Source organism: Streptomyces sp. NPDC034099, from assembly GCF_055575415.1.
In genome coordinates this window covers 703,887-725,833 of sequence record NZ_JBVISR010000002.1, presented here as the reverse complement: position 1 = coordinate 725,833, position 21,947 = coordinate 703,887, and the positions used below count along the sequence as shown (strand labels likewise).

At 71.1% G+C, this 21,947-nt stretch carries 25 protein-coding genes, 1 tRNA gene and 1 riboswitch; of the genes, 16 read left to right on the top strand and 10 right to left on the bottom strand.

Annotated elements, in window-relative coordinates:
* Positions 1 to 101 precede the first annotated feature (101 nt).
* The 4 genes from ACZ56V_RS08305 (at position 102) to rdgB (ending at position 2,388) form a co-directional block, all read left to right on the top strand.
* The gene (locus ACZ56V_RS08305; RefSeq protein ID WP_003975905.1) at positions 102 to 335 is read left to right on the top strand and encodes a PTS sugar transporter subunit IIB; all 234 of its coding nucleotides are present in this window, start codon (positions 102 to 104) and stop codon (positions 333 to 335) included.
* Between the two features lie 76 nt (positions 336 to 411).
* On the top strand, positions 412 to 1,149 hold the full coding sequence (gene rph / locus ACZ56V_RS08300; protein WP_356361524.1) for a ribonuclease PH: 738 nt from the start codon (positions 412 to 414) through the stop codon (positions 1,147 to 1,149).
* A gap of 187 nt (positions 1,150 to 1,336) precedes the next feature.
* On the top strand, positions 1,337 to 1,741 hold the full coding sequence (locus ACZ56V_RS08295; protein WP_398910517.1) for a hypothetical protein: 405 nt from the start codon (positions 1,337 to 1,339) through the stop codon (positions 1,739 to 1,741).
* A gap of 44 nt (positions 1,742 to 1,785) precedes the next feature.
* Positions 1,786 to 2,388 (top strand): RdgB/HAM1 family non-canonical purine NTP pyrophosphatase, encoded by a 603-nt coding sequence (gene rdgB, locus ACZ56V_RS08290; RefSeq protein ID WP_467378370.1) that lies wholly within the window; start codon positions 1,786 to 1,788, stop codon positions 2,386 to 2,388.
* A gap of 48 nt (positions 2,389 to 2,436) precedes the next feature.
* On the opposite strand, the gene ACZ56V_RS08285 is transcribed toward rdgB, so the two are convergent.
* From ACZ56V_RS08285 to bcp, 4 genes are all read right to left on the bottom strand, one after another.
* Positions 2,437 to 2,510, bottom strand: a tRNA-Leu gene (locus ACZ56V_RS08285).
* On the bottom strand, positions 2,474 to 3,190 hold the full coding sequence (locus tag ACZ56V_RS08280; RefSeq protein ID WP_356361699.1) for an HNH endonuclease: 717 nt from the start codon (positions 3,188 to 3,190) through the stop codon (positions 2,474 to 2,476). Before ACZ56V_RS08280 ends, ACZ56V_RS08285 begins: the two co-directional genes overlap by 37 nt.
* Positions 3,187 to 3,831, bottom strand: coding sequence for an HNH endonuclease signature motif containing protein (locus tag ACZ56V_RS08275; RefSeq protein WP_467378369.1), 645 nt, complete (start codon positions 3,829 to 3,831; stop codon positions 3,187 to 3,189). Before ACZ56V_RS08275 ends, ACZ56V_RS08280 begins: the two co-directional genes overlap by 4 nt.
* Positions 3,832 to 3,964: 133 nt before the next feature.
* Positions 3,965 to 4,432 (bottom strand): thioredoxin-dependent thiol peroxidase, encoded by a 468-nt coding sequence (gene bcp, locus ACZ56V_RS08270; RefSeq protein ID WP_467378367.1) that lies wholly within the window; start codon positions 4,430 to 4,432, stop codon positions 3,965 to 3,967.
* 94 nt (positions 4,433 to 4,526) lie between these two features.
* On the opposite strand from bcp, the gene ACZ56V_RS08265 reads away from it, so the two are divergent.
* From ACZ56V_RS08265 to ACZ56V_RS08255, 3 genes are all read left to right on the top strand, one after another.
* Positions 4,527 to 4,859 carry a DUF3618 domain-containing protein gene (locus ACZ56V_RS08265; protein ID WP_398910525.1) on the top strand — a complete coding sequence of 111 codons (333 nt, stop codon included), beginning with the start codon at positions 4,527 to 4,529 and terminating at the stop codon, positions 4,857 to 4,859.
* Positions 4,860 to 4,882: 23 nt separating this feature from the next.
* Positions 4,883 to 5,239, top strand: coding sequence for a GroES family chaperonin (locus ACZ56V_RS08260; protein WP_003975911.1), 357 nt, complete (start codon positions 4,883 to 4,885; stop codon positions 5,237 to 5,239).
* A gap of 57 nt (positions 5,240 to 5,296) precedes the next feature.
* Positions 5,297 to 5,364, top strand: a riboswitch (guanidine-III (ykkC-III) riboswitch).
* Between the two features lie 31 nt (positions 5,365 to 5,395).
* Entirely contained in the window at positions 5,396 to 5,716 is a 321-nt protein-coding gene (locus tag ACZ56V_RS08255) for a DMT family transporter (RefSeq protein WP_019325643.1), read from the top strand.
* On the opposite strand, the gene ACZ56V_RS08250 is transcribed toward ACZ56V_RS08255, so the two are convergent.
* Entirely contained in the window at positions 5,710 to 8,184 is a 2,475-nt protein-coding gene (locus ACZ56V_RS08250; RefSeq protein WP_468940284.1) for a transglycosylase domain-containing protein, read from the bottom strand. The genes ACZ56V_RS08255 and ACZ56V_RS08250 overlap by 7 nt on opposite strands.
* A 193-nt stretch (positions 8,185 to 8,377) precedes the next feature.
* Between ACZ56V_RS08250 and ACZ56V_RS08245 the strand changes: the two genes are divergently transcribed.
* Genes ACZ56V_RS08245 through ACZ56V_RS08230 form a run of 4 tightly spaced genes read left to right on the top strand, consistent with a single transcriptional unit; the run spans position 8,378 to position 11,943 of the window.
* Positions 8,378 to 9,184 carry an ABC transporter permease gene (locus tag ACZ56V_RS08245; RefSeq protein WP_398910529.1) on the top strand — a complete coding sequence of 269 codons (807 nt, stop codon included), beginning with the start codon at positions 8,378 to 8,380 and terminating at the stop codon, positions 9,182 to 9,184.
* Position 9,185: 1 nt separating this feature from the next.
* Entirely contained in the window at positions 9,186 to 10,028 is an 843-nt protein-coding gene (locus ACZ56V_RS08240; protein WP_468940482.1) for an ABC transporter permease, read from the top strand.
* Positions 10,029 to 10,032: 4 nt separating this feature from the next.
* Complete coding sequence (locus ACZ56V_RS08235) at positions 10,033 to 11,100, top strand: ATP-binding cassette domain-containing protein (RefSeq protein ID WP_398910531.1); 1,068 nt, start codon at positions 10,033 to 10,035, stop codon at positions 11,098 to 11,100.
* Between the two features lie 33 nt (positions 11,101 to 11,133).
* Positions 11,134 to 11,943, top strand: a complete 810-nt coding sequence (locus tag ACZ56V_RS08230; RefSeq protein WP_468940280.1) for a DUF1707 SHOCT-like domain-containing protein — start codon at positions 11,134 to 11,136, stop codon at positions 11,941 to 11,943.
* A gap of 20 nt (positions 11,944 to 11,963) precedes the next feature.
* Here ACZ56V_RS08230 and ACZ56V_RS08225 read toward each other — a convergent pair whose 3' ends face one another.
* The gene (locus ACZ56V_RS08225; protein ID WP_468940277.1) at positions 11,964 to 13,328 is read right to left on the bottom strand and encodes an SGNH/GDSL hydrolase family protein; all 1,365 of its coding nucleotides are present in this window, start codon (positions 13,326 to 13,328) and stop codon (positions 11,964 to 11,966) included.
* Positions 13,329 to 13,527: 199 nt separating this feature from the next.
* Between ACZ56V_RS08225 and ACZ56V_RS08220 the strand changes: the two genes are divergently transcribed.
* The 3 genes from ACZ56V_RS08220 (at position 13,528) to ACZ56V_RS08210 (ending at position 16,894) form a co-directional block, all read left to right on the top strand.
* The gene (locus ACZ56V_RS08220; RefSeq protein ID WP_468940274.1) at positions 13,528 to 14,898 is read left to right on the top strand and encodes a DUF445 domain-containing protein; all 1,371 of its coding nucleotides are present in this window, start codon (positions 13,528 to 13,530) and stop codon (positions 14,896 to 14,898) included.
* Positions 14,899 to 14,970: 72 nt separating this feature from the next.
* Complete coding sequence (locus tag ACZ56V_RS08215) at positions 14,971 to 16,485, top strand: MFS transporter (protein WP_467378359.1); 1,515 nt, start codon at positions 14,971 to 14,973, stop codon at positions 16,483 to 16,485.
* A gap of 49 nt (positions 16,486 to 16,534) precedes the next feature.
* Positions 16,535 to 16,894: a VOC family protein gene (locus tag ACZ56V_RS08210; RefSeq protein WP_104635398.1), complete on the top strand. Its 360-nt coding sequence runs from the start codon at positions 16,535 to 16,537 to the stop codon at positions 16,892 to 16,894.
* 16 nt (positions 16,895 to 16,910) lie between these two features.
* Here the strand turns inward: ACZ56V_RS08210 and ACZ56V_RS08205 are convergent, their stop codons facing one another.
* Positions 16,911 to 17,213, bottom strand: a complete 303-nt coding sequence (locus ACZ56V_RS08205; RefSeq protein WP_467378358.1) for a hypothetical protein — start codon at positions 17,211 to 17,213, stop codon at positions 16,911 to 16,913.
* A 152-nt stretch (positions 17,214 to 17,365) separates the two neighbouring features.
* On the opposite strand from ACZ56V_RS08205, the gene ACZ56V_RS08200 reads away from it, so the two are divergent.
* Both ACZ56V_RS08200 and ACZ56V_RS08195 read left to right on the top strand, forming a co-directional pair.
* Positions 17,366 to 18,250, top strand: a complete 885-nt coding sequence (locus ACZ56V_RS08200; RefSeq protein ID WP_468940269.1) for an alpha/beta fold hydrolase — start codon at positions 17,366 to 17,368, stop codon at positions 18,248 to 18,250.
* 101 nt (positions 18,251 to 18,351) lie between these two features.
* Positions 18,352 to 18,825 (top strand): carboxymuconolactone decarboxylase family protein, encoded by a 474-nt coding sequence (locus ACZ56V_RS08195; RefSeq protein ID WP_467378355.1) that lies wholly within the window; start codon positions 18,352 to 18,354, stop codon positions 18,823 to 18,825.
* Between the two features lie 60 nt (positions 18,826 to 18,885).
* Here ACZ56V_RS08195 and ACZ56V_RS08190 read toward each other — a convergent pair whose 3' ends face one another.
* Genes ACZ56V_RS08190 through ACZ56V_RS08180 form a run of 3 tightly spaced genes read right to left on the bottom strand, consistent with a single transcriptional unit; the run spans position 18,886 to position 21,901 of the window.
* Positions 18,886 to 20,112 (bottom strand): cytochrome P450 family protein, encoded by a 1,227-nt coding sequence (locus ACZ56V_RS08190; RefSeq protein ID WP_467378354.1) that lies wholly within the window; start codon positions 20,110 to 20,112, stop codon positions 18,886 to 18,888.
* Positions 20,113 to 20,123: 11 nt separating this feature from the next.
* The gene (locus tag ACZ56V_RS08185; protein ID WP_468940264.1) at positions 20,124 to 21,356 is read right to left on the bottom strand and encodes a cytochrome P450; all 1,233 of its coding nucleotides are present in this window, start codon (positions 21,354 to 21,356) and stop codon (positions 20,124 to 20,126) included.
* Positions 21,353 to 21,901: a GTP-binding protein gene (locus ACZ56V_RS08180; protein ID WP_356361697.1), complete on the bottom strand. Its 549-nt coding sequence runs from the start codon at positions 21,899 to 21,901 to the stop codon at positions 21,353 to 21,355. Before ACZ56V_RS08180 ends, ACZ56V_RS08185 begins: the two co-directional genes overlap by 4 nt.
* Positions 21,902 to 21,947: the final 46 nt, after the last annotated feature.

The following is a 21,947-nucleotide window of genomic DNA, read 5'->3' as shown; positions in this document are numbered from 1 at the left end:
CGTCGTGACGCCATCATTCGGTACGCACCGCATGACCGCTCGCGAAGATGGGCCAACTGTGGGTTACTGCGACAAAGCGGCTCGGATCAGGGAGAACGAACATGGCCAGCAAGGCTGAGAAGATCGTCGCCGGCCTCGGCGGCATCGACAACATCGACGAGATCGAAGGCTGCATCACCCGACTCCGCACCGAGGTCAACGACCCCGCGCTGGTCAACGAAGCCGCCCTCAAGGCCGCCGGCGCCCACGGCGTCGTCAAGATGGGCACCGCCATCCAGGTCGTCATCGGCACCGACGCCGACCCGATCGCGGCGGAGATCGAAGACATGATGTGAGCCACCGGCTCACCGGCAAGGGGCCTTTCCCACTCCGGGACAGGCCCCTTCCCCATGGGCCGCTAGGCTCACCCGCATGTCACGCATCGACGGCCGCACCCCCCGACAACTCCGCCCCGTCACCATCGAACGCGGCTGGAGCAAGCACGCCGAAGGCTCCGTCCTCGTCTCCTTCGGCGACACCAAGGTCCTCTGCAACGCCTCGGTCACCGAAGGCGTCCCGCGCTGGCGCAAGGGCAGCGGCGAAGGCTGGGTCACCGCCGAGTACGCCATGCTCCCGCGCGCCACCAACACCCGCGGCGACCGCGAGTCCGTCAAGGGCCGCATCGGCGGCCGCACCCACGAGATCAGCCGCCTCATCGGGCGGTCCCTGCGCGCCGTCATCGACTACAAGGCGCTCGGCGAGAACACCGTCGTCCTGGACTGCGACGTCCTCCAGGCCGACGGCGGCACCCGCACCGCCGCCATCACCGGCGCCTACGTCGCCCTCGCCGACGCCATCGGCTGGGCCCAGGGCAGGAAACTGATCAAGGCCAACCGCAAGCCGCTCACCGGCACCGTCTCCGCCGTCTCCGTCGGCATCGTCGACGGCACCCCGCTCCTCGACCTGCGCTACGAGGAAGACGTCCGCGCCGACACCGACATGAACGTCGTCTGCACCGGCGACGGCCGCTTCGTCGAGGTCCAGGGCACCGCCGAGGCCGAGCCCTTCGCCCGCGACGAACTCAACGCCCTGCTCGACCTCGCCGCCGGGGGCTGCACGGAGCTGGCCGCACTCCAGCGCAAGGCCCTCGACGCGACCCTCGAACGCTGAGGATGCGCGCAAGGTAAAGGGAACACCAAAGACGTCCCAAGGAAAGGCGGCCGGACACGCAACTCGGCCGCCCACCGGCGCGTCCCTAGCAGTACAGCACCACGGGCGTACGGCAGACCTCGCCGTACGCCCGACGCCGCACCGCACACGGGCCGCCCGGCCCGGTTCCAGGGGAGGACCGAGACCCATGGCCGCGAGCCGCCACCGCAGCCTTCGCCGCACCGCCACCGCCGTCGCCACCGCGGCGGCCATCGCCCTGACGGCCGGCCTCACCACCGGCTGCGACGCCGTCGACAAGGCACTCGACTGCGTGCGCACGGCCGACGCGATAGCCGACAGCGTCACCGAACTCCAGCAGGCGGTGGAGAACACGGACGACCCCACGCAGTGGGAGGAGTCCCTCAACTCCATCGAGAAGAACCTCGACAAGATCGGCGACCAGACCGACAACACCGACGTCAACAAGGCCGTCGACGACCTCGGCACGGCCGTCGACAACGTCCGCACCTCGGTGAAGAACGGCGACGAGACCCCCGACCTCAGCCCCGTCACCGACGCGGCGGGCGAACTGACGAAGGTCTGCACGCCGTAGGGGCGGGGAGCGGGGAAAGGCCAGGGGTCCGGAATACTGGCCCCATGACCCGCCTGATCCTCGCCACCCGCAACGCCGGAAAGATCACCGAACTGAGGGCCATCCTCGCCGACGCGGGCCTGCCCCACGACCTCGTCGGCGCGGACGCCTACCCGCACATCCCCGACGTCAAGGAAACCGGCGTCACCTTCGCCGAGAACGCCCTGCTCAAGGCCCACGCCCTCGCCCAGGCCACCGGACTCCCCGCCGTCGCCGACGACTCCGGCCTCTGCGTCGACGTCCTGAACGGCGCCCCGGGCATCTTCTCCGCCCGCTGGGCCGGCCGCCACGGCGACGACCAGGCCAACCTCGACCTCCTCCTCGCCCAGATCGGCGACATCGCCGACGAACACCGCGGCGCGTACTTCGCCTGCGCGGCCGCCCTGGCCCTGCCCGACGGCACGGAGAGGGTGGTCGAGGGCCAACTCCGCGGCACCCTCCGCCACGAGCCCGCCGGCACGGGCGGCTTCGGCTACGACCCGATCCTCCAGCCGGACGGCGAGATGCGCACCTGCGCGGAACTGACGGCAGCGGAAAAAAACGCGATCAGCCACCGCGGCAAGGCGTTCCGGGCGCTGGTACCGGTGGTGCGGGAGCTTTTGGGGTGACTCAAGAATGAGGGCCCTATACCTGCGATTCGTAGGTACAGGGCCCTGTGCGCCCGGTCGGATTCGAACCGACAAACACAACCACCTAAAGATTGCCGCTCGGCCAGTTGGCGTACGGGCGCCCGTCCGGGCCTACTTTACTGGGCGCAGTATGCCGTCGTCGGCCGCCTCGGCACCAGGTGGCAGTGGCGGCGTGGCAGTTGGGGCACAGTAACTGCAGGTTCTCCTGGCGATCGTCGCTCCAGTCCCCGTTGACGTGGTCCACTTCCAACGTCATGGGCTTGCCGAGCCACTCGGGGTCTGTGCCGCACTCGGCGCATTTGTTGGGTACGCCAACTGCGCGGAGTGCACGACGCAGCAGTGCGGTCTTCGTTCGGCGTTCGCCGATGTGCTTGACCAAGATGTCCTCAGGCTGTCTGAGCGGTGTGGCCGTGCTGGGCCTGCCCCGTCGGTGTGCCTGCCCCAGGAAGTGCGCTGTCGACAGATGGTCGTCAGCGATCCATCGTCGCAAGAGGGTGCGTTGCGCACCGCTGTCGGGACGCCCCAGTCGACGGAGCGCACCCGCGACCGAAACGGATTCGGTGACTGCGGCACGCAGCTCCTCACCAGAAGGCCGGAGCTGGCTAGTGGCAGGGGCGAAATGCGAGATGTCGATTCCGTAGTGGGTGAACCTTTTCGCTAGGTACCTCCGCAGCTGGCCGGACGGCTGAGCGCCAAAGAAGTCGATCACTTCATCGAGGTCGGAGCACTGCTCGGCTGCCTCTGCGAGTCGATCACGCGTGTATCGCACGCCACTGCTCACCGGTTGGCACGTCCTTTGCCACGTCCTCGGTAAGTGTCCGTGATCGAGTGACAGTTCGGGCACAGGAGCCGAAGGTTCTCGATGCGGTTGTTGCGCCAGTCGCCGTCCATGTGGTCGACCTCCAAGGGGATCGGGCGTCCGTGCCACATGCCGTCGTTGCCGCACAGGGCGCACCGCTCGGGTGCGCCCACGGCTGCCATCGCCCACTTGATGCGATCGCTGGGGACACGCCTCGCCGCGGCGGGCGCCTGCTCGACGAGCAAGCCCTCAGGCGTCCGGGGGCGCCAAGGTTTCCCCTTCCGGGTCGGCATCCGGAAATGCGAGATGTCGATGCCATATGCCTTGATGCGTCGGCTGATGTGCGTGTGGTGCCCGCCGACCACTTCCAGTCCGAGATGTCGGAGCACTTCGCACATGTTCGTCGAGGCTGTGACTGCCTCCTGGAGGACATCCGGGGTCCACTTCACTCCCTCACGCTGGAAGTGTGAGGTGTCAACCCCCAGTTTCTTCATCCGCGCCAGGACGTAGCGCCGCGTAGAACTCTTCGGCTCCACCCCCAACCGCCCCAACGCCTCCGACAACGTCCGTGCCCCCCGAGCCGCCTCCTCCAGCCGCTCCCGGCTGTACGCGCTCGCCCCCATCGGATCCCCTCCGTTCCCAGCCGCGCGTTCACAGCCTCGTACGGAGTAACGAACCGGTTATCGGACAGTCACGTACGGCATGCGGAAGGGCCCGTACCAGGAAGGTTCGGCACGGGCCCCGCCAAAGAGGAACTCAGATCCCCAGGTCCTTGATGATCTTGGCTACGTGGCCCGTGGCGCGGACGTTGTACAGGGCGCGTTCCACCTTGCCCTGTTCGTCGACGACGATCGTGGAGCGGATGACGCCCATGTAGGTGCGGCCGTAGTTCTTCTTCTCGCCGAAGGCGCCGTACGCGTCGAGGACCTTCTTGTCCGGGTCGGCGAGGAGGGTGACCTTCAGGGACTCGGTCTCGCGGAACTTGGCCAGCTTCTCCGGCTTGTCGGGGGAGATGCCGAGCACGTCGTACCCGGCGCCGGTCAGCAGCTCCAGGTTGTCCGTGAAGTCGCAGGCCTGCTTCGTACAGCCGGGGGTAAGCGCGGCAGGGTAGAAGTAGACGATGACCTTGCGGCCCTGGTGGTCGGACAGGGACACCTCGTTGCCGTCGGCGTCCGGGAGGGTGAAGGCGGGGGCCGTGTCCCCGGGCTGGAGTCGCTCGCTCATCGATCCAGCGTAACGGGGGGTCCTGACAGTGCGGAGGAGCGAGTAGCTGACAGACTGTCCGGGACAGCGTGAGAGCAGACTCCGGAGGCGTACGGTGGCGGACACGTCGGACATCAGAACCCCGGCGCAGATCGAGGCGGACATCAAGCGCCGCCGCGAGGCGCTGGCCGAGACGCTCGACGAGCTCGGGATGCGGGTGCACCCGAAGACGATCGTCGACGATGCCAAGGCCAAGGTCGCTTCCAGCGTCGACCACACCCTCGGCCGGGCGTACGTTCAGGTCAATCGGGTGGTCAGCGATGTGAAGTCGCAGTTCGTGGACGAGGAGGGCGCCCCGCGGATGGAGCGGGTGGTGCCCGTCGCCCTGGTGGTGGTCGGGGTCGTGGGGCTGCTCGCCCTGGGCGGCACCCGGCGGCGCAGGCGCTGAGCGCGGGCAGGTAGGTTCAGGGCGTGAGCGCCAAGAGAAACGAGCACGGTCCCCAGGACGACAAGCTGCCCATCCGGATGCTGCACGACCGCGTGCTGGTGCGGCAGGACACCGGCGAGGGCGAGCGGCGTTCCGGGGGCGGCATCCTGATCCCCGCGACGGCGGCCGTCGGCAAGCGGCTGGCCTGGGCCGAGGTGGTCGCGGTCGGGCAGAACGTACGGACCGTGGAGCCGGGCGACCGGGTGCTGTACGACCCGGAGGACCGTGCCGAGGTCGAGGTGCGGGGTGTGGGCTACGTGCTCATGCGTGAGCGTGATCTGCACGCCGTGGCCGCGGACCGGTTCGAGGGGTCGGAGGACTCCACCGGGCTGTATCTGTAAGCGGCGGCAGTAGGGCAGTAGGGGCTGGTGACCGGTGTCACCAGCCCCTTTCCCTTTCCTTTGCTACCTTGGGAAGCACCCCGACGAGACGCGCCGTACCGGGCTGAAGGCAAAGACGACGCACCACCGTTCAGTTCGTTCACGGAGGTGCCTGTCATGGCGTGGGTTCTGCTTGTCGTCGCCGGTCTGCTCGAGGTCGGCTGGTCGATCGGGATGAAGTACACCGACGGTTTCACGCGGCTGTGGCCGAGTGTGTTCACCGGTGCCGGGATCGTCGCGAGCATGATGCTGCTGTCGTACGCGGCCCGGACGCTGCCCATCGGTACGGCCTACGGCGTGTGGGTGGGCATCGGCGCGGCCGGGGCGGCGGTGCTCGGCATGGTGGTGCTGGGGGAGCCGGCGACCGCCGCCCGGATCTTCTTCATCTGTCTGCTGCTGGTCGCCGTGGTGGGTCTGAAGGCGACCTCCGGTCACTGACGCCGGGGTGTGACGGGGATGCCGGCGACCGCACCGGCGGTGGTGCCCGTGCCGTCGGAGTCGCCGCCGCCCGCGCCGCTGGAGTCCCCGCCGCCCGGACCCGGCCCCGTGCCCCCGTTCGAGGAGTCGTCGCCGCCTCCGTCGCCGCCGCCCGTGGGGCCCGGCTCGGTGCTGGGGCCGCCCGTGGTGGGGGTGCCGCCGCCGGTCGACGGCGGGTCGGACTCGGTGCCGCCGGAGTCGCCGGGCGCGGTGCTGCTGCCCGAGTCGCCCGGGGTCTCGGTGCCGGAGCCGTTCTCGTCGCCGGTGGAGTTCTCGTCGGGTTCGCCGCTGCCGCTCTCGTCGCCGCCACCCGGTTCGTCCGAGGCGTCACCGGAGGGGGGCGCGGTGACGTCGGCGCCGTCCTGGAGCCGGAGGTCGAAGTCGCTGACCGGCTCGCCCTCGAGGGCGTGGCGGGTGTACTGGCCCCAGATCTCGGCCGGGGCGCCGCCGCCGTTGACACGGGCGAGGCCCATGGCGCCGTAGAGGGGCTTGTGGGCGGCGGTCTTGGGGTCCTGGCCCATGACGGCGACGACGGTGGCGAGGTCCGGGGTGTAGCCGGCGAACCAGGCGGCCGTGTCCTCCTCGGCGGTGCCGGTCTTGCCCGCGGCGGGGCGGCCTGCGGCCTGGGCGGCGGTGGCGGTGCCGTTCTGGACGACGCTGCGCAGGACGGACGTGGTGGTGTCGGCGGCCTCGCGGCTGACGGCCTGGTGCTCGCGCCGCTCGGGCAGCTCGACCTCCTGCTTGCCGTCCTTCATGACCTTCTCGACCAGCGTGTAGGCGCCGTGCCTGCCGTGGTTGGCGAGGGTGGCGTAGGCCTCGGCCATGTCGAGGGGGCTGGCGGTGGCGACGCCGAGGGCGATGGAGGGGGAGGGGGTCAGCTCGGGGGTGTTCTTGGAGAGTCCGAGGTCGATCGCGGTCTGCTTGACCTTGTCGGAGCCGACGTCGACGGCCATCTGGGCGTACACGGCGTTGATGGACTTGTCGGTGGCCTCGCGGACGGTGACGTGGCCGTAGTCGCGGTGGTCCTCGTTCTCGGGGGCGTAGCGGCCGCCGTCCCAGCCCTGGACGGGGCGTTCGCTGGTGCCGTCGTAGCGCGTGTTCGGGTTGATCGTCTCGCCGCTCTGCGTCTCGGAGTGGTTCTCGACGGCGGAGGTGAACACGAAGGGCTTGAAGGTGGAGCCGACCTGGAAGTCGCGGCGGACGGCGTTGGGTGTGTACTGCTTGACGTAGTCGATGCCGTTGTACATCGCGACGACCTTGCCGGTCTTCGGGTCGACGGAGGCGCCGCCGGCGCGGACGTAGGTGTCGACCTTGCGTTCCTTCTGGTCCAGCTGGGACATCAGCTTGTCGTCGACGGCCTTGACGAAGGCGTCCTGCTTGTCCTTCTGGAGGGTGGTGGTGATGCGGTAGCCGCCGCGGCCGAGTTCCTCCTCGTCGACGATGCCGTTCTCGGTCAGGTAGTTCTTGACGATGTTGACGACGTAGCCGCGCTGTCCGGACATGTTGGTGGAGACGGTGGACTGCTTGGGCTTGGGGAACTTCGCGGCGGCGCGGTCGGCGGGGCTGAGCCAGCCCTTGTCGACCATGCCGTTCATGACGTAGTTCCAGCGGGCCTCGGCGGCGGGCTTGTTCTCGGGGTGCGCGACGACGTCGTACTGGCTGGGGGCGTTGAGCAGGGAGGCGAGGTAGGCGCCCTGGGCGGCGGTGAGGTCCTTGGCGTCGACGCCGAAGTACGCCTGGGCGGCGGCCTGGATGCCGTAGGCGCCGCGGCCGAAGAAGCTGGTGTTGAGGTAGCCCTCGAGGATCTCGCTCTTGCTCTTCTCCCGGTCGAGCTTGATCGAGATGAAGAACTCCTTCACCTTGCGGGTGACGGTCTGCTCCTGGCCCAGGTAGTAGTTCTTGACGTACTGCTGGGTGATCGTGGAGCCGGACTGCTTGCCCTTGCCGGTGGCGGTGTTCCAGCCGGCCCGGACCATCGCTCCGGGGTCGATGGCGGACTCGGTGTAGAAGTCGCGGTCCTCGGCGGCGAGGACGGCGTGCTGGGCGTCCTTGGAGATGCGGGCGAGGCCGACGCTCTCGCGGTTGACCTCGCCGTCGCGGGCCAGGACGCTGCCGTCGGCGTAGAGGTAGACGTTGGACTGCTTGGTGGCGAGCGCGTTGGCCGCGGGGATCTGCACGAGGTGGTAGCCGAGGAAGAAGCCGCCGACGATCAGCAGGAGGCCGACGACGACGGTGCTCAGCGTGATGCGCCAGGTGGGGACCAGTCGGCGCCATCCGGTGCGCTTGGGCCGCTTGGGCTTCTTCGCCTTGCCGGACGCGTCCGGCGTTCCCGGTGCTCCGGGCTCCGCCGTGTGCCCCTCGCCGGCCGCCTGTGGCTCTCTCGGGGCCCAGCCCTGGTTCGGCGGCTGCGGCTGCGGCTCGTCGCTCATCTCGTGCACGGACTCCTGTTTCGGCTTCTGCTTTGCTTCGTACGGTTTTCGGAACGTCTGAGTTCTTCTGAAGAAGACTCTCGCACCGTGGGTTCCGTTCCCACTCGACGGCACACCCGTGAAATTCCGTGGCAGGGGCCCCCTCGGGCGCACTAGGCTCCTGCGCTTTGGTGCCGGTCGGAGGGGAGGGGCAGTGCGTACGGGCTCGGGGCGGTTGTACGTGGCCGTCGCGGCGGGTGGATTCCGACGGTACGCGACGTATCGGGCGGCCACCGCCGCCGGGGTGTTCACCAACACCGTCTTCGGACTGATCCTGGTGTACACCTACCTGGCGCTGTGGGACGAGAAGCCGCAGCTCGGCGGGTACGACCAGGCGCAGGCCGTGACCTTCGTCTGGCTGGGGCAGGCGCTGCTGGCGGCGCTGGCGATCGGGGGCGGCGGGTTCGAGGACGAGCTGATGGAGCGCATCCGTTCGGGTGACGTGGCCGTCGATCTGTACCGGCCGGCGGATCTCCAGCTGTGGTGGCTGGCGGCGGACGTGGGCCGGGCGCTGTTCCAGCTGCTGGGCCGCGGGGTGGTGCCGTTCGTGTTCGGGTCGCTGTTCTTCCCGGTGGCGCTGCCGCGGGAGGTGTCCGTGTGGGCGGCGTTCCTGGTGACGCTGCTGCTGGCGATGCTGGTGGGTTTCGCCCTGCGCTATCTGGTGGCGCTCTCGGCGTTCTGGCTGCTGGACGGCACCGGGGTGACGCAGATGGCGTGGCTGGCGGGGCTGTTCTGCTCGGGGATGCTGCTGCCGCTGAACGTGTTCCCGGGGGTGCTCGGCGAGGTGGTGCGGGCGCTGCCGTGGTCGTCGCTGCTCCAGGCGCCGGCGGACGTGCTCCTTGGGGAGGCGGATCCGTTGGGGACGTATCTCTTCCAGGCGTCCTGGGCGGTGGCGCTGCTGGCGCTGGGCCGGCTGGTGCAGTCGGCGGCGACGCGACGGGTGGTGGTCCAGGGTGGCTGAGGTGCCTGAGGCGGCCGGGACGGAGGTGCGGCGCGGGCGGGTCGTCGAGGGGGTGCGCGCGTACGGGCTGATCGCCGGGATGTGGATCAGGTCGACGATGGCGTACCGGACGTCCTTCGCGCTGACGACGTTCGGGAACTTCGCGATGACCGCGCTGGACTTCGTGGCGATCCTGCTGATGTTCTCCCGGGTCGACGCGCTGGGCGGCTGGTCGCTGCCCGAGGTGGCGTTCCTGTACGGGCTGTCCGGGGTGTCCTTCGGGCTCGCGGACCTCTCGATCGGCTCGATGGAGCGGCTGGGGCGCCGGGTGCGGGACGGCACGCTGGACACGCTGCTGGTGCGTCCGGTGCCGGTGCTGGCGCAGGTGGCGGCGGACCGGTTCGGGCTGCGCCGGCTCGGCCGGGTGGTGCAGGGGCTGCTGGTGCTCGGGTACGCGCTGGTGGTCGTCGACGTCGACTGGACGGCGGGGAAGCTGCTGCTGATGCCGGTGGCGGTGCTCAGCGGGGCGGCGATCTTCTGCGCGGTGTTCGTGGCGGCGGCGGCGTTCCAGTTCGTGGCGCAGGACGCCTCGGAGGTGTCCAACGCCTTCACCTACGGCGGTACGACGATGTTGCAGTACCCGCCGACGGTGTTCGCGCTGGACCTGGTGCGCGGGGCGACGTTCGTGGTGCCGCTGGCGTTCGTGAACTGGCTGCCGGCGAGCTATGTGCTGGGGCGGCCGTACCCGCTGGACCTGCCCGGGTGGGTGGCGTTCACACCGCCGCTGGTGGCCGCGGCCTGCTGTGCGCCGGCCGGGCTGGCCTGGCGGGCGGGCCTGCGTTCGTACCGGAGTACGGGGAGCTGACGAGATGGCGGAGAGGGCGGAGATGGCGGAGTCCGGGACGGATACGGATACGGATACCGGTACGGGGCTGCATACGGGGAGGAAGGCTTCGGCGGCGGTGGGCGCGGCGGGGGCCTTCATCGAGCTGGACGGCGTCGAGAAGGTCTTCGAGGTGCGCAAGAAGGCCGGGTTCCTCAAGCGGGAGCGGCGGCAGGTGCGGGCCGTGGACGGGCTGTCGTTCACGGTGTCGCGCGGCGAGATGGTCGGCTACATCGGTCCGAACGGCGCCGGGAAGTCGACCACGATCAAGATGCTCACCGGCATCCTGACGCCCAGCGGCGGGCGGCTGCGGGTGGCCGGCATCGACCCGTCCCGGGAGCGGACCCGGCTGGCGCACCGCATCGGGGTGGTCTTCGGGCAGCGGACGACGCTGTGGTGGGACCTGCCGCTGATCGACTCCTACCGGCTGATGCACCGCATGTACCGCATCCCGGACGCCCGTTACCGCGAGAACCTGGACCGCTGCGTCGAACTCCTCCAGCTCCGGGAGCTGCTGGACGTGCCGGTGCGGCAACTGTCGCTCGGCCAGCGGATGCGCGGCGACATCGCGGCGGCGCTGCTGCACGACCCCGAGGTGCTGTACCTGGACGAGCCGACGATCGGCCTGGACGTGGTCTCCAAGGCCAAGGTGCGGGGCTTCCTGCGGGACTTGAACGCCGAGCGCGGCACGACGGTGCTGCTGACCACGCACGATCTCCAGGACATCGAGCAGCTCTGCTCGCGCGTGATGGTCATCGACCACGGGCGGCTGATGTACGACGGCCCCCTGGACGGCCTGCACGAGGCGGGGGAGAGCGAACGCACCCTGGTGGTGGACCTGGAACGGGAGTTGCCGCCGATCGAGGCGCCGGAGCCCGCGCGGGTGGTGCGCGTGGAGGGGCCGCGGCAGTGGCTGGCGTTCCCGGCGTCGGCGTCGGCGGCCGGGCTGGTGGCGCGGATCGCGGCGGAGTATCCGCTGGTGGACCTGTCGGTGCGGGAGCCGGACATCGAATCGGTGATCGCGAAGATGTACGCGGAACGCGCGGGCGCGTAGTGCCGGGCGCGGTGACCTCGTAGGCTGCTGTACATGACCGACGACGCCCCGGAACTCCGCGCCTCCGACGCCGACCGTGAACGAGTCGCCGAGGTCCTGCGCGACGCCCTCGCCGAGGGGCGGCTGGACATGACCGAGTTCGAGGAGCGGCTGGACGCCACCTACAAGGCGCGGACGTACGGGGAGCTGGCGCCGATCACCCGGGACCTGCCGGTCGGCGCGGGGGCCGCGGCACCCCGGGTGTCGATGACCAAGGAGCCCGTGCGGGACGGGGGCTGGGCGGGGCGGATCACCGGCGCGGAGGCTTCGTCGACCTGGGCGGTCGCCGTGATGTCCGGCTTCCAGCGCAAGGGCCGCTGGACGGTGCCGAGGCGGTTCAACTGCTTCGCGTTCTGGGGCGGCGGGGAGATCGACCTGCGCGAGGCGGACTTCTCGGCCGGCGAGGTCGTGATCAACTGCGTCGCGATCATGGGCGGGATGCAGGTGGTCGTGCCGCCGGGCGTCGAGGTCGTCGTGCGCGGCATCGGCATCATGGGCGGCTTCGACCACAGCGAGGAGGGCGTCCCGGGCGACCCGGGCGCCCCGCGCGTGGTCGTGACGGGCTTCGCCTTCTGGGGCGGCGTCGGCGTCGAACGCAAGGTGACGCGGGCGGAGCGGGAGCGGCTGAGGGAGGAGCGCCGACAGGAGAAGCTGGAGCGCCGCCGGGAGCGGGAGCGGGAACGGCTGGAGCGCGGCTCGGGCCGCAGGGAGCTGGACGCCTCCCGCCACGACCTGCACGACCTGCACGGCGGGAACCGCGAACGCGAGCTGGAGCGGGAACGCGACCGGCGCCGGGACGGCTGAGCGCCGCCCCGGCCGGTGAGCTACGCCGCCACCGGCGCAGCGCCCTTCAGTGCGTCCAGGTCGAGGAACCGGCCCATGCGCGCGTACCCCTTGTCGCTGGGGTGCAGGTGGTCGCCGCTGTCGTAGTCGGAGCGCAGCCTGCGCGGGTCGTACGGGTCGCGCAGGGCCTTGTCGAAGTCGACGACCGTGTCGAAGACCCGGCCGGAGCGGATCTCCTCGTTGACCTCCTGCCGCATCGTCTCGCGGGCCTTCGTGTGGCCGCGGTGGCCGCCGAACGGCATGATCGTCGCCCCCACGACGCGCAGTCCGCGGGCGTGCGCCCGGTCGACGAGGGTGCGCAGGCCGGTGAGGATGCCGTCGCGGTCGGCGAGTTCCGGGCTGTTCAGGATGTCGTTGACGCCGAGGACGATGACGACGGCCTTGACGTTGGTGCGCTCCAGCACGTCGCGTTCGAAGCGGCTCAGCCCGCTCGGGTTGTCGGCCGGGCGGCCCGACCTGCTGGTCAGGATCCGGTTGCCGCTGATGCCCTCGTTCACGACGCTGTAGCGGGGCGTGTCCCGGCCGGTGCCGGCCGCCTCGTGGAGGCGCGCGGCGAGGACGTCGGTCCAGCGGTGGTTGGCGTCGGTCTCGGCGCCGAGGCCGTCGGTGATCGAGTCGCCGAACGCCACCAGTGTGCCGTCGGCCTCGTGGCTCAGCACGTCCAGTGCGGTCAGGTAGCGCCAGTACGGCGTGGGCGTGGTGTACGCGACGGCGGTGACGTCGGCCGTGCGGTCGCCGTCGGCGAGGTAGCTGGTCTGGCGGGCCTGCGGGTGGTAGGTCACCGGCCCGGACGGGACCGGGGAGTACGTGGTGACCAGGACGTTCGCCCCGTAGGGGATGGCGATGCGGGCGATGTCGCTCATCACCTGACCGCCCGCCGGGATGATCACCCGGGTGTTGCCGCCGAAGGTCAGCACGCGCATGGTGTCGGGGTTCGCGGCGGCCGTGCCGGGCCCCGCGGCCAGGGCGATCGAGGCGTGTGTGACGGTCAGCGGCGACTGGCCGTACAGGTTGGACAGGGTGATCCGCGCGCTGGTGCCGCCGACCGAGGTGTGCACGACGTTGCGCACGGAGCGGCCCGCCATGCCGGTCGTCTCGGTGCCCGGCTCGGCCGCGGCCGGCGCGGTGGCCCAGGCGCCCACCCAGGCGCCGGTGGAGGCGGGGGCGGCGTCACCCCGTGGGAGACGGCCTCCGGCCTGCAGCGCGTGGTCCCTGATGCCGTCGTCCGCGGACGCTCCGGCGAATATCGCCGCGGAGATCGCCACTATCAGGGTGACGATCGCCGCGAGCAGGGCACGGTGCTTGGTGGGAGGCGCCCCCGCACCCCCGTCACGACCCCGGGTCATGCTGTTCTGTTCTCCTCGGGCGAGGGGAGCCCCGAGGCTCCGGTCCGATGAACCCATGATGCGTCATGGGCGGAGGAAAGGCCGCAGGAGCCCCGGGCGTTCCCTCTCCCGGGACAGACGCCGGGAACTTGTGTTCCGTTCCGGGAGTCGGTCAGGAAGGGACAATGTGTGAGGGACGTATCAGCGAACGGTGGAGCGGATGGAACGCACGAAAGCGGAACTTCCTGAAGGTACCGGAGGTTTTGGAGGCGCCCGGGAGGGCGCGGGGGCCGCTGCGACCGGCGCGGGGGCGGTCCGCGACCGCGCGATGACGTCCTTCAGCCCGGCCGACGAGGCCAAGCGCCGCGGTGTGCGGCAGATGAAGCTCACCGCCACCGGTCTGCTGCTCTTCGTCGCCGTGGTCTACGTCCTGTCCGAGTGGGCCTCCCACCGGGGCGCGGGCGCCTGGGCGGGCTATGTGTCGGCCGCCGCCGAGGCCGGCATGGTCGGCGCGCTCGCCGACTGGTTCGCGGTCACCGCCCTCTTCCGCCACCCGCTCGGCATCCCCATCCCGCACACCGCGATCATCCCGAAGAAGAAGGACCAGCTGGGCGTCTCGCTGGGCGAGTTCGTCGGGGAGAACTTCCTCTCCGAGGCCGTCGTGCGCCAGCGGCTGCGCGCCGTCGGCATCGGCAGCCGCCTCGGCGCCTGGCTCGCCGTGCCGGAGCACGCCGACCGGGTGACGGCGGAGCTGTCCGCCGCCCTGCGCGGCGCCCTCACCGTGCTGCGCGACTCCGACGTCCAGGCGGTGGTCGGCGAGGCGATCACGCGCCGTGCCGACGCCCAGGAGATCGCCCCCGGCATCGGCAAGATGCTGGACCGGGTCGTCTCCGACGGCGGTCACCGGCGCGCCGTCGACCTGATCGTCTCCCGCGCCCACGACTGGCTGATCCTGCACGGCGACTCGGTGATGGACGCCGTCCAGGGCGGTGCGCCCGGATGGACCCCCCGGTTCGTCGACCGGAAGATCGGCGACCGGGTCTACAAGGAGCTGCTGCGCTTCGTCACCGAGATGCGCGACATGCCCGCCCACCCCGCGCGCGGCGCCCTCGACCGCTTCCTCACCGACTTCGCCGCCGACCTCCAGTCCGACACGGAGACCCGCGCGCGGGTGGAGCGGCTGAAGACCGAGGTGCTGGGCCGCGGCGAGGTCCAGGACCTGATCGCGTCCGCCTGGACGGCCGTACGGTCCATGATCGTCTCGGCGGCGGAGGACGAGCGCAGCGAACTGCGGCTGCGGGTGCGCGCCTCGCTGCTGTCCCTGGGCTCCCGGATGGCCTCCGACCCCAAGGTGCAGGGCAAGGTCGACCGCTGGGTGGAGAGCGCCGCGGTGTACGTCGTCACCACCTACCGCAAGGAGATCACCTCCCTGATCACCGACACGGTGGCGGGCTGGGACGCCGAGCACACCACGAAGAAGATCGAGGCGAACATCGGCCGCGACCTCCAGTTCATCCGCATCAACGGCACCGTCGTCGGCTCGCTGGCCGGGCTGCTGATCTACACGGTCTCCCGCATCCTGGGGGCGTAGCTCCCGACGCGGCGGGCGTGTTCCCTCCGGCGCCGGGCACACGTGAGGCGTTCGCTCGACGGAGAGGGAGCCATGACAGCAGAAGCGTCGTCGTCGGGCTCGGTGCCCGCCTCCACGGGGACGGTCACCACGGCCGTCCCCGCCCGCCTGGACCGGCTGCCCTGGTCACGCTGGCACTGGATGATCGTGATCGGTCTGGGCACCGTCTGGATCCTGGACGGCCTGGAAGTCACGATCGTCGGCAACGTCGCCGGGCGCATCGCCGAGGACGGCAGCGGGCTGGACATCAGCTCCGCCCAGATCACCGGCCTCGCCGCCGCCCTGTACGTGGCGGGGGCGTGCTCCGGCGCCCTGTTCTTCGGGTGGCTGACCGACCGGCACGGCCGCAAGAAGCTGTTCATGATCACGCTGGTGGTCTATCTGGTGGCGACCGCGCTGACCGCGGTCTCCTTCGAGTCCTGGTGGTTCTTCCTCTTCCGCTTCCTCACCGGCTTCGGCATCGGCGGCGAGTACGCGGCGATCAACTCCGCGATCGACGAGCTGATCCCGTCCCGCTACCGGGGCCGGGTCGACCTCATCATCAACGGCAGCTACTGGCTCGGCGCGATCGGCGGCGCCCTGCTGTCGATCGTGATGCTGGACACCGGCATCTTCCCGAAGGACCTCGGCTGGCGGCTCAGCTTCGCCCTCGGCGTGGTCCTCGGTCTGGTCATCCTCCTCGTGCGGCGGCACGTCCCGGAGAGCCCACGCTGGCAGTTCATCCACGGCCAGGGCGAGAAGGCGGACACCCTCGTCTCCTCCGTCGAACGGGAGATCGAGCGGGAGAAGGGCGAGGAGCTGCCGCCGCCCGCCGGTGAGATCACCATCCACCAGCGCAAGAGCATCGGCTTCGGGCTGATCGCCAAGACCGTCTTCGGCCGCTATCCGCGCCGCGCGGTCCTCGGCCTGTCCCTCTTCATCGGCCAGGCCTTCCTGTACAACGCGATCACCTTCGGCTTCGGCACCATCCTCATCACCTTCTTCGACGTGCCGACCGGCAGCACCGGCTACTACTTCGCCGTCATCGCCGCCGGCAACTTCTGCGGTCCGCTGGTGCTCGGGCCCCTCTTCGACACCGTCGGCCGCCGGATCATGATCTCCAGTACCTATCTGCTCTCCGGCATCCTGCTCTTCGGCACGGCCTGGCTCTTCGACCAGGGCTCGCTCACGGCGACGACCATGACGGCCTGCTGGTGCGTGGTGCTGTTCTTCGCCTCGGCGGGCGCCTCCAGCGCGTACCTGACCGTCTCCGAGATCTTCCCGATGGAGACCCGCGCCATGGCCATCGCCTTCTTCTACGCCCTCGGCACCGCCGCCGGCGGTATCAGCGGCCCGCTGCTCTTCGCCGACCTGACCGAGTCCGGTGTGGTCGGCGACACGGTCCTGGCCTTCCAGATCGGCGCCGGGCTGATGTGCGCGGCCGGTCTGGTCGCGGCGTTCCTCGCGGTGAAGGCGGAACGGCGCTCGCTGGAGGACATCGCGGAACCGCTGTCGACGGCGGCGCCGGACACCCCCGGAACGGCGGGCTCCGCCGCGAAGACCGGCTAGCGTCGCACACGCCGCCGACCCGACCCGGCACAGACGTCGAGGAGCCCCGATGACCATCCGCAGAATCGTCCCCAACATCCACGTCGAGGCCGAGGGGCAGTGGAACACCAGCCGCGAGTTCTACGGCCTGCTCGGCTTCGAGGAGGTCATGGACATGGGCTGGGTGACCACTCTGGCCTCCCCGTCCAACCCCACCGCCCAGATCAGCCTCTTCACCGAGGAGCGCACGGCGCCCGTCGTCCCCGATCTGAGCGTCGAGGTCGAGGACGTCGACGCGGTCTACGCCCAGGTGGTCGCGTCGGGCGCCGAGATCGTACGGGAGCCGCGGGACGAGGACTGGGGCGTACGCCGTTTCTTCGTACGGGACCCGAACGGCCGGGTGATCAATGTGCTCACCCACCGCTCCTGACCCGCGCCGCGGGCGTTCAGGCGCGCCGGTCGGCGACCGCCCACGAGGCCAGGGCCACGGCGCCCGCGACGCCGAACACGGCGGGCCAGGCGCCGACCTTCTTGGCCAGCGGGTGCGACCCGGCGAACCCGGCGACGTACGCCGCCGTCAGCGCGCCCGCGGCCCTCCCGCCGGCCCGCGCCCGCCACTGCTGCGCGGCGGCGGCCCCGGCGACGGCGAGCACGACGCCGCCCAGCTGCCGCTTCCTGGTCCAGCGGGCCACGCCGTACCCGCCGACGAGACCGCCCGCGGCGACCACCGCGCTGGGAACCTTCGCCATGTCTGCCTCCTGCTCCGCCGGACCGACTCCGGCCGTACCGACTTGTCGGGACCGAGGCTAATCCCCGCCCCTTTCGGCCGAACACCGAGCCCTGATCGTGACACTTCCGGGTATCCGCTCCGTTGGGAGGGACGAGCACCCGGAGGAGACCGATGACCACACAGCGTCCCGGCACGTACGACCCGCCCCGCCCCCGGACGATCACGGTGGACGGCGCCCGCGTCGCCTGCTGGGAGTCGGGACCGCCGGACGCCGAGCCCGTCCTGCTCCTGCACGGCTACCCCGCCGACCACCGGTGCTGGCGCCACCAGGTCCCGGCCCTGTCGGCCCGCCACCGGGTCATCACGCCGGACCTCCTCGGCTGGGGCGCCTCCGAGCGCCCCCTGCACCTGTCCTTCGACTACGACACGGAGGTCGCCCGGCTCGGCCGGCTCCTCGACGCGCTGGAGCTGGACTCGGTGAACCTGGTCGGCCACGACTACGGCGGCTTCCTCGCCCTCGGCTTCGCCGAGAACCACCCGGGCCGGGTCCGCAGGCTGGCGCTCCTCAACAGCCGCGCGCACGCCACCTTCACCCGCCGCTGGTACGCCGTGTTCAGCCTGATCAGCCTCGTCGGACGCAGCCGGGTGCTCCGCCGCCCGGCCCGGCACCTGCCGTACGCCACCCTCCACCGCCGTGCCTTGGCGCCGCTGGTGCGCGCCGGGCACCTCGACCCGCGTGTCCTGGACGGCTACGTCGGCTGGATGGCCACGCCCGAGGGCCGCCGCTGGCTGCTCCACTACTTCGGCGACTACCGCACCCCGGCCCGCCCCGGACTGCGTCGGCGGCTGCGGGACATCACCTGCCCGACGGCGGTCGTCTGGGGCCGCGCGGACCCGTACCTGAGCCCGGCCATCGCGACCGAGCTGGCCGGGTCGGTGCCCCGCGCCGAGCTGACGATGCTGGACGACGCCGGCCACTGGGTGATGGACGAACGCCCGGCCGCCGTGACCGAGGCACTGGGCCGGCTGTTGGAACGAACCACCCGCAGCGGGTGAGACGCAGGTCACAGACGGGCCGCGCCCCGGCCTGTCACACCGGGCCGCCGGCATACGTCGTAGCTGTGTACGACCAACCGGCGACGACGGAGGAAACCATCATGGAAGCGCGTCTCGACCTCTTCACCAACCCGCTCGCGGGCAAGCTGCTGCGGCACATCAACTCCGCGGGCAAGGCCGTGGGCGACTCGACGCTGCCGGCCGCGACCCAGGAGCTGGTGAAGATCCGCGCCAGCCAGATCAACGGCTGCGGCTTCTGCCTCGACATGCACACCAAGGACGCCGCGGAGGCCGGGGAGACCCCGCTGCGCCTCAACCTGATCGCCGCCTGGCGGGAGGCCAAGGTGTTCACCGACGCGGAGCGCGCCGCCCTCGAACTGACCGAGCAGGGCACCCGCCTCGCCGACGCCTCCGGCGGCGTCACCGACGAGGCCTGGGCGAACGCGGCGAAGCACTACGACGAGGAGCAGCTCACCGCCCTCGTCGGACTGATCGCCGTCATCAACACCTACAACCGCCTGAACGTCATCACCCAGCAGCCCGCCGGCGACTACGAGCCGGGGATGTTCGGCTGAGCCCACCGGCTCCGGCCGTCGGTCCCCGGCGTCACGCCCCCCGGTCCCGCGGCGCGCCGCTCAGCCGGCGTGCAGCAGGACCGGGAGCCGCTGGTGGCCGTTGCTGATCAGTGAGGGCACCGGCGGCAGCTCCTCGGCCGGATCGGCGAGGCGGATGTCCGGGAAGCGGCCGAACAGGCTCTCCAGCGCGAGGGTCACCTCCATGCGGGCCAGCGGCGCGCCCAGGCAGAAGTGGACGCCGTGGCCGAACGCCAGGTGCTCCTTGACCGTGCGGGTCGCGTCGAAGGTGTCGGCGTCCTCGTGCCAGTCCGGGTGGCGGTTGGCGGCGGCGTACGAGGCGAGGATCGCCTCCCCGCGGGCGATGGTCCGACCGTCCGGCAGCGGGATGTCCCTGACCGCGAACCGCAGCGGCAGATGCTTGACCGCCGGTTCGTGGCGCAGCGTCTCCTCCACCACGTCCCCCCAGGCGACCTCGCCCTTGCGGACCAGTTCGAGCTGGTCGGGGCGGGTCAGCAGGGTGTGCACGGCCTGGTCGATGACGTTGACGGTGGTCTCGTACCCGGCGCTGATCATCAGCAGCAGGGTGTCGCGCAGCTCCTCGGGGGAGAGGCGGTCGCCGTCCCCCTCGTCGTCCCGCGCGGCGATGAGGAGGGACGTCATGTCGTCGCCCGGCGTGGCGCGCTTGGCCGCGATGAGCTGGTCCAGGACCTCGTACAGGCGCGCGGTGTTGGCCTGCGCCTCGGCCTGGTCCAGGGTGGTGTCGAAGACGCCGTCCACGAGGGCGCGGAAGCCGGCGCGCCGGTCCTCGGGCACGCCCATGAGGTGGCCGATCACCGCGATGGGCAGCGGGTAGGCCAGCTCCTGCCGCAGGTCCACCGGCTCACCCGCGGGAAGCTCCGCGAGCCGGTCGACGAGCCCGGTCACCATCGACTCGACGGCCGGCCGCATCGCGTCGACGCGACGGGCGCTGAACGCGGGCGCCACCAGCCGGCGCAGCTTGCGGTGGCCCTGCCCGTACGCGGTGAACATGTTCTCCACCGCCACCCACAGCGCCAGCGGCCAGGTGGTGACGACCTCGCCGAAGGCGGGCCAGTGCGCCCGGGCGTCCTTGGAGACGTCGGGGCTGGTGAGCAGCTGTTTGAGGAGGGCGGGGTCGCTGACCGACCAGGCCTGGACCCCGAGGACGTCCACCCGGGTGGCGGGGCCGCCCTCCCGCAGGGCGCGGTGCTCGGCGTGGTGATCGGCGCCGTGGGGGTCGAGGACGAGGGCGGGCTGCTGGGTCGCCATGGCCTGGCTCCTTAGTGTGCGGCGGGTTGCGCGGCGGGGAAGGTGACGGGCAGGGATTCGAGGGCGCGGTGGAACGGACCGGGGCGCCACGTCAGTTCGGCGGCGGGACGGGCGAGGTCCGTCTCGGGCAGCGCGTCCAGGAGGTGGGTGACCGCGGTCTCGGCGATGAGGTAGGCGTGCGAGCGGGCCGGGCAGGTGTGCGGGCCGATGCTCCAGGCCAGATGGGCGCGGTTGCCGCCGTGCTGTCCCGCGGGCACGCCCTCGGTGAGGGCCGGGTCGTTGTTCGCGGCCGCCATCGAGATCACCACCGGCTGGTCGGCCGGCAGCAGCACGCCCTCCACGTCGATGGGGTACGGGGGATAGGAGATGCAGTAGTTCGCCATCGGCGGGTCGGTGTAGAGGACGGCGTCGAGCGCGTCGCGCACCGTGGAGAGCCCGGCGTGCAGGTCCGCGGAGAACTCCTCGTCGGTGAGGATCTTCAGGATCGTGTTGCTGATCAGGTTGGTCATGGGTTCGATCCCGGCGCCGTAGAGCGTGACGAGCTGGTGGCTCATCTCCTCGTCGCTCAGCTCGACGGGGTGCAGGGCCAGCCGGGAGGTGATGTCGTCGCCGGGGTGGGTCCGGCGCAGGGTCACGAGGTCGGACACGGCCTGGGCGAGGATCAGGTTGCCCTGGTCGGCGTTGGTGGTGTCGAAGATCTTCGCCATGCCGTCGGCGATGCGCTGCCCGATCTCGTCCGGGCAGCCCAGCAGCGCGCTCAGCACGCGGAAGGCGATGGGGAAGGAGTACTGGGTGAGCAGGTCCGCCGAGCCGACGGCGCGGAACCCGTTGATCGCGTCGGAGGCGACCTGCTCGACGAGGGCGCGCAGCCCGTGCTGGTCGACCTGGTCGATGGCCTGGGTGTTGGCCGCCCGGTAGCGGGCGTGCTCGGCGCCGCCCGAGCGCAGCGCGTTGGGCCGCCACTCCATCATCGGCCGCACCGGGCAGGTAGCCGGGATCAGCCTCTCCCAGGCGCGGGGGTCGGCCGGGAAGTGCAGCGGGTCGTTCAGGATGCGGCGGGCCTGGTAGTAGCCGATCACCAGGGTCGCGGGGACGCCGGGCGCCAGGTCCACCGGGACCAGCGGACCGTGGGTGCGGCGCATGCTCCGGTAGGCGGCGTGCGGGTCGGCGGCGAACTCCGGGGCGTACAGGGCGATCCGGCCCGGTTCACTCGTCGGCGCGGTCTCGGTGGAGGGCAACGTCATCGGCGGGACTCCAGGAGGGCGGCTGAACGGTGCTCGGAGAGGTACTCCGTGAGCGTGATCAGGGCGTGCAGGGAGGAGGTGCGGTCGCGGGCGTCGCAGTACGTCAGGGGCGTGGCCGGTTCCAGGGCCAGCGCCTCGCGCAGCTCGGCCTCGGGGTAACTCGGGGCGCCGGGGAAGGTGTTGATGGCGACGGCGTACGGAATCCGGGCGCCGTCCAGCAGCCCGAGGGCGTCGTGGGAGGCGTCGAGGTCGCGGGTGTCGGCCAGGACGAGACAGCCGAGGGCGCCCTCGGCCAGGTCCTCCCACAGCGGCTGGAAACGGGACTGCCCCGGCAGCCCGAACAGGTACAGCGCGAGCCGGCCGCCGGCCATGTGGATGCGGCCGAAGTCCATCGCCACGGTGGTCGTCGTCTTGTGCGGGGTGCCGCGCAGGTCGTCCACACCGGCGCTGGCCTGCGTGATCGGCTCCTCCATCCGCAGCGGCCGCACCTCCGAGACGCTGCCGATCAGCGTCGTCTTGCCGACGCCGAAGCCGCCCGCGACCACGATCTTGGCCGACCGGGTCACCGTGGCGGGAACGTAGGTGACGGAC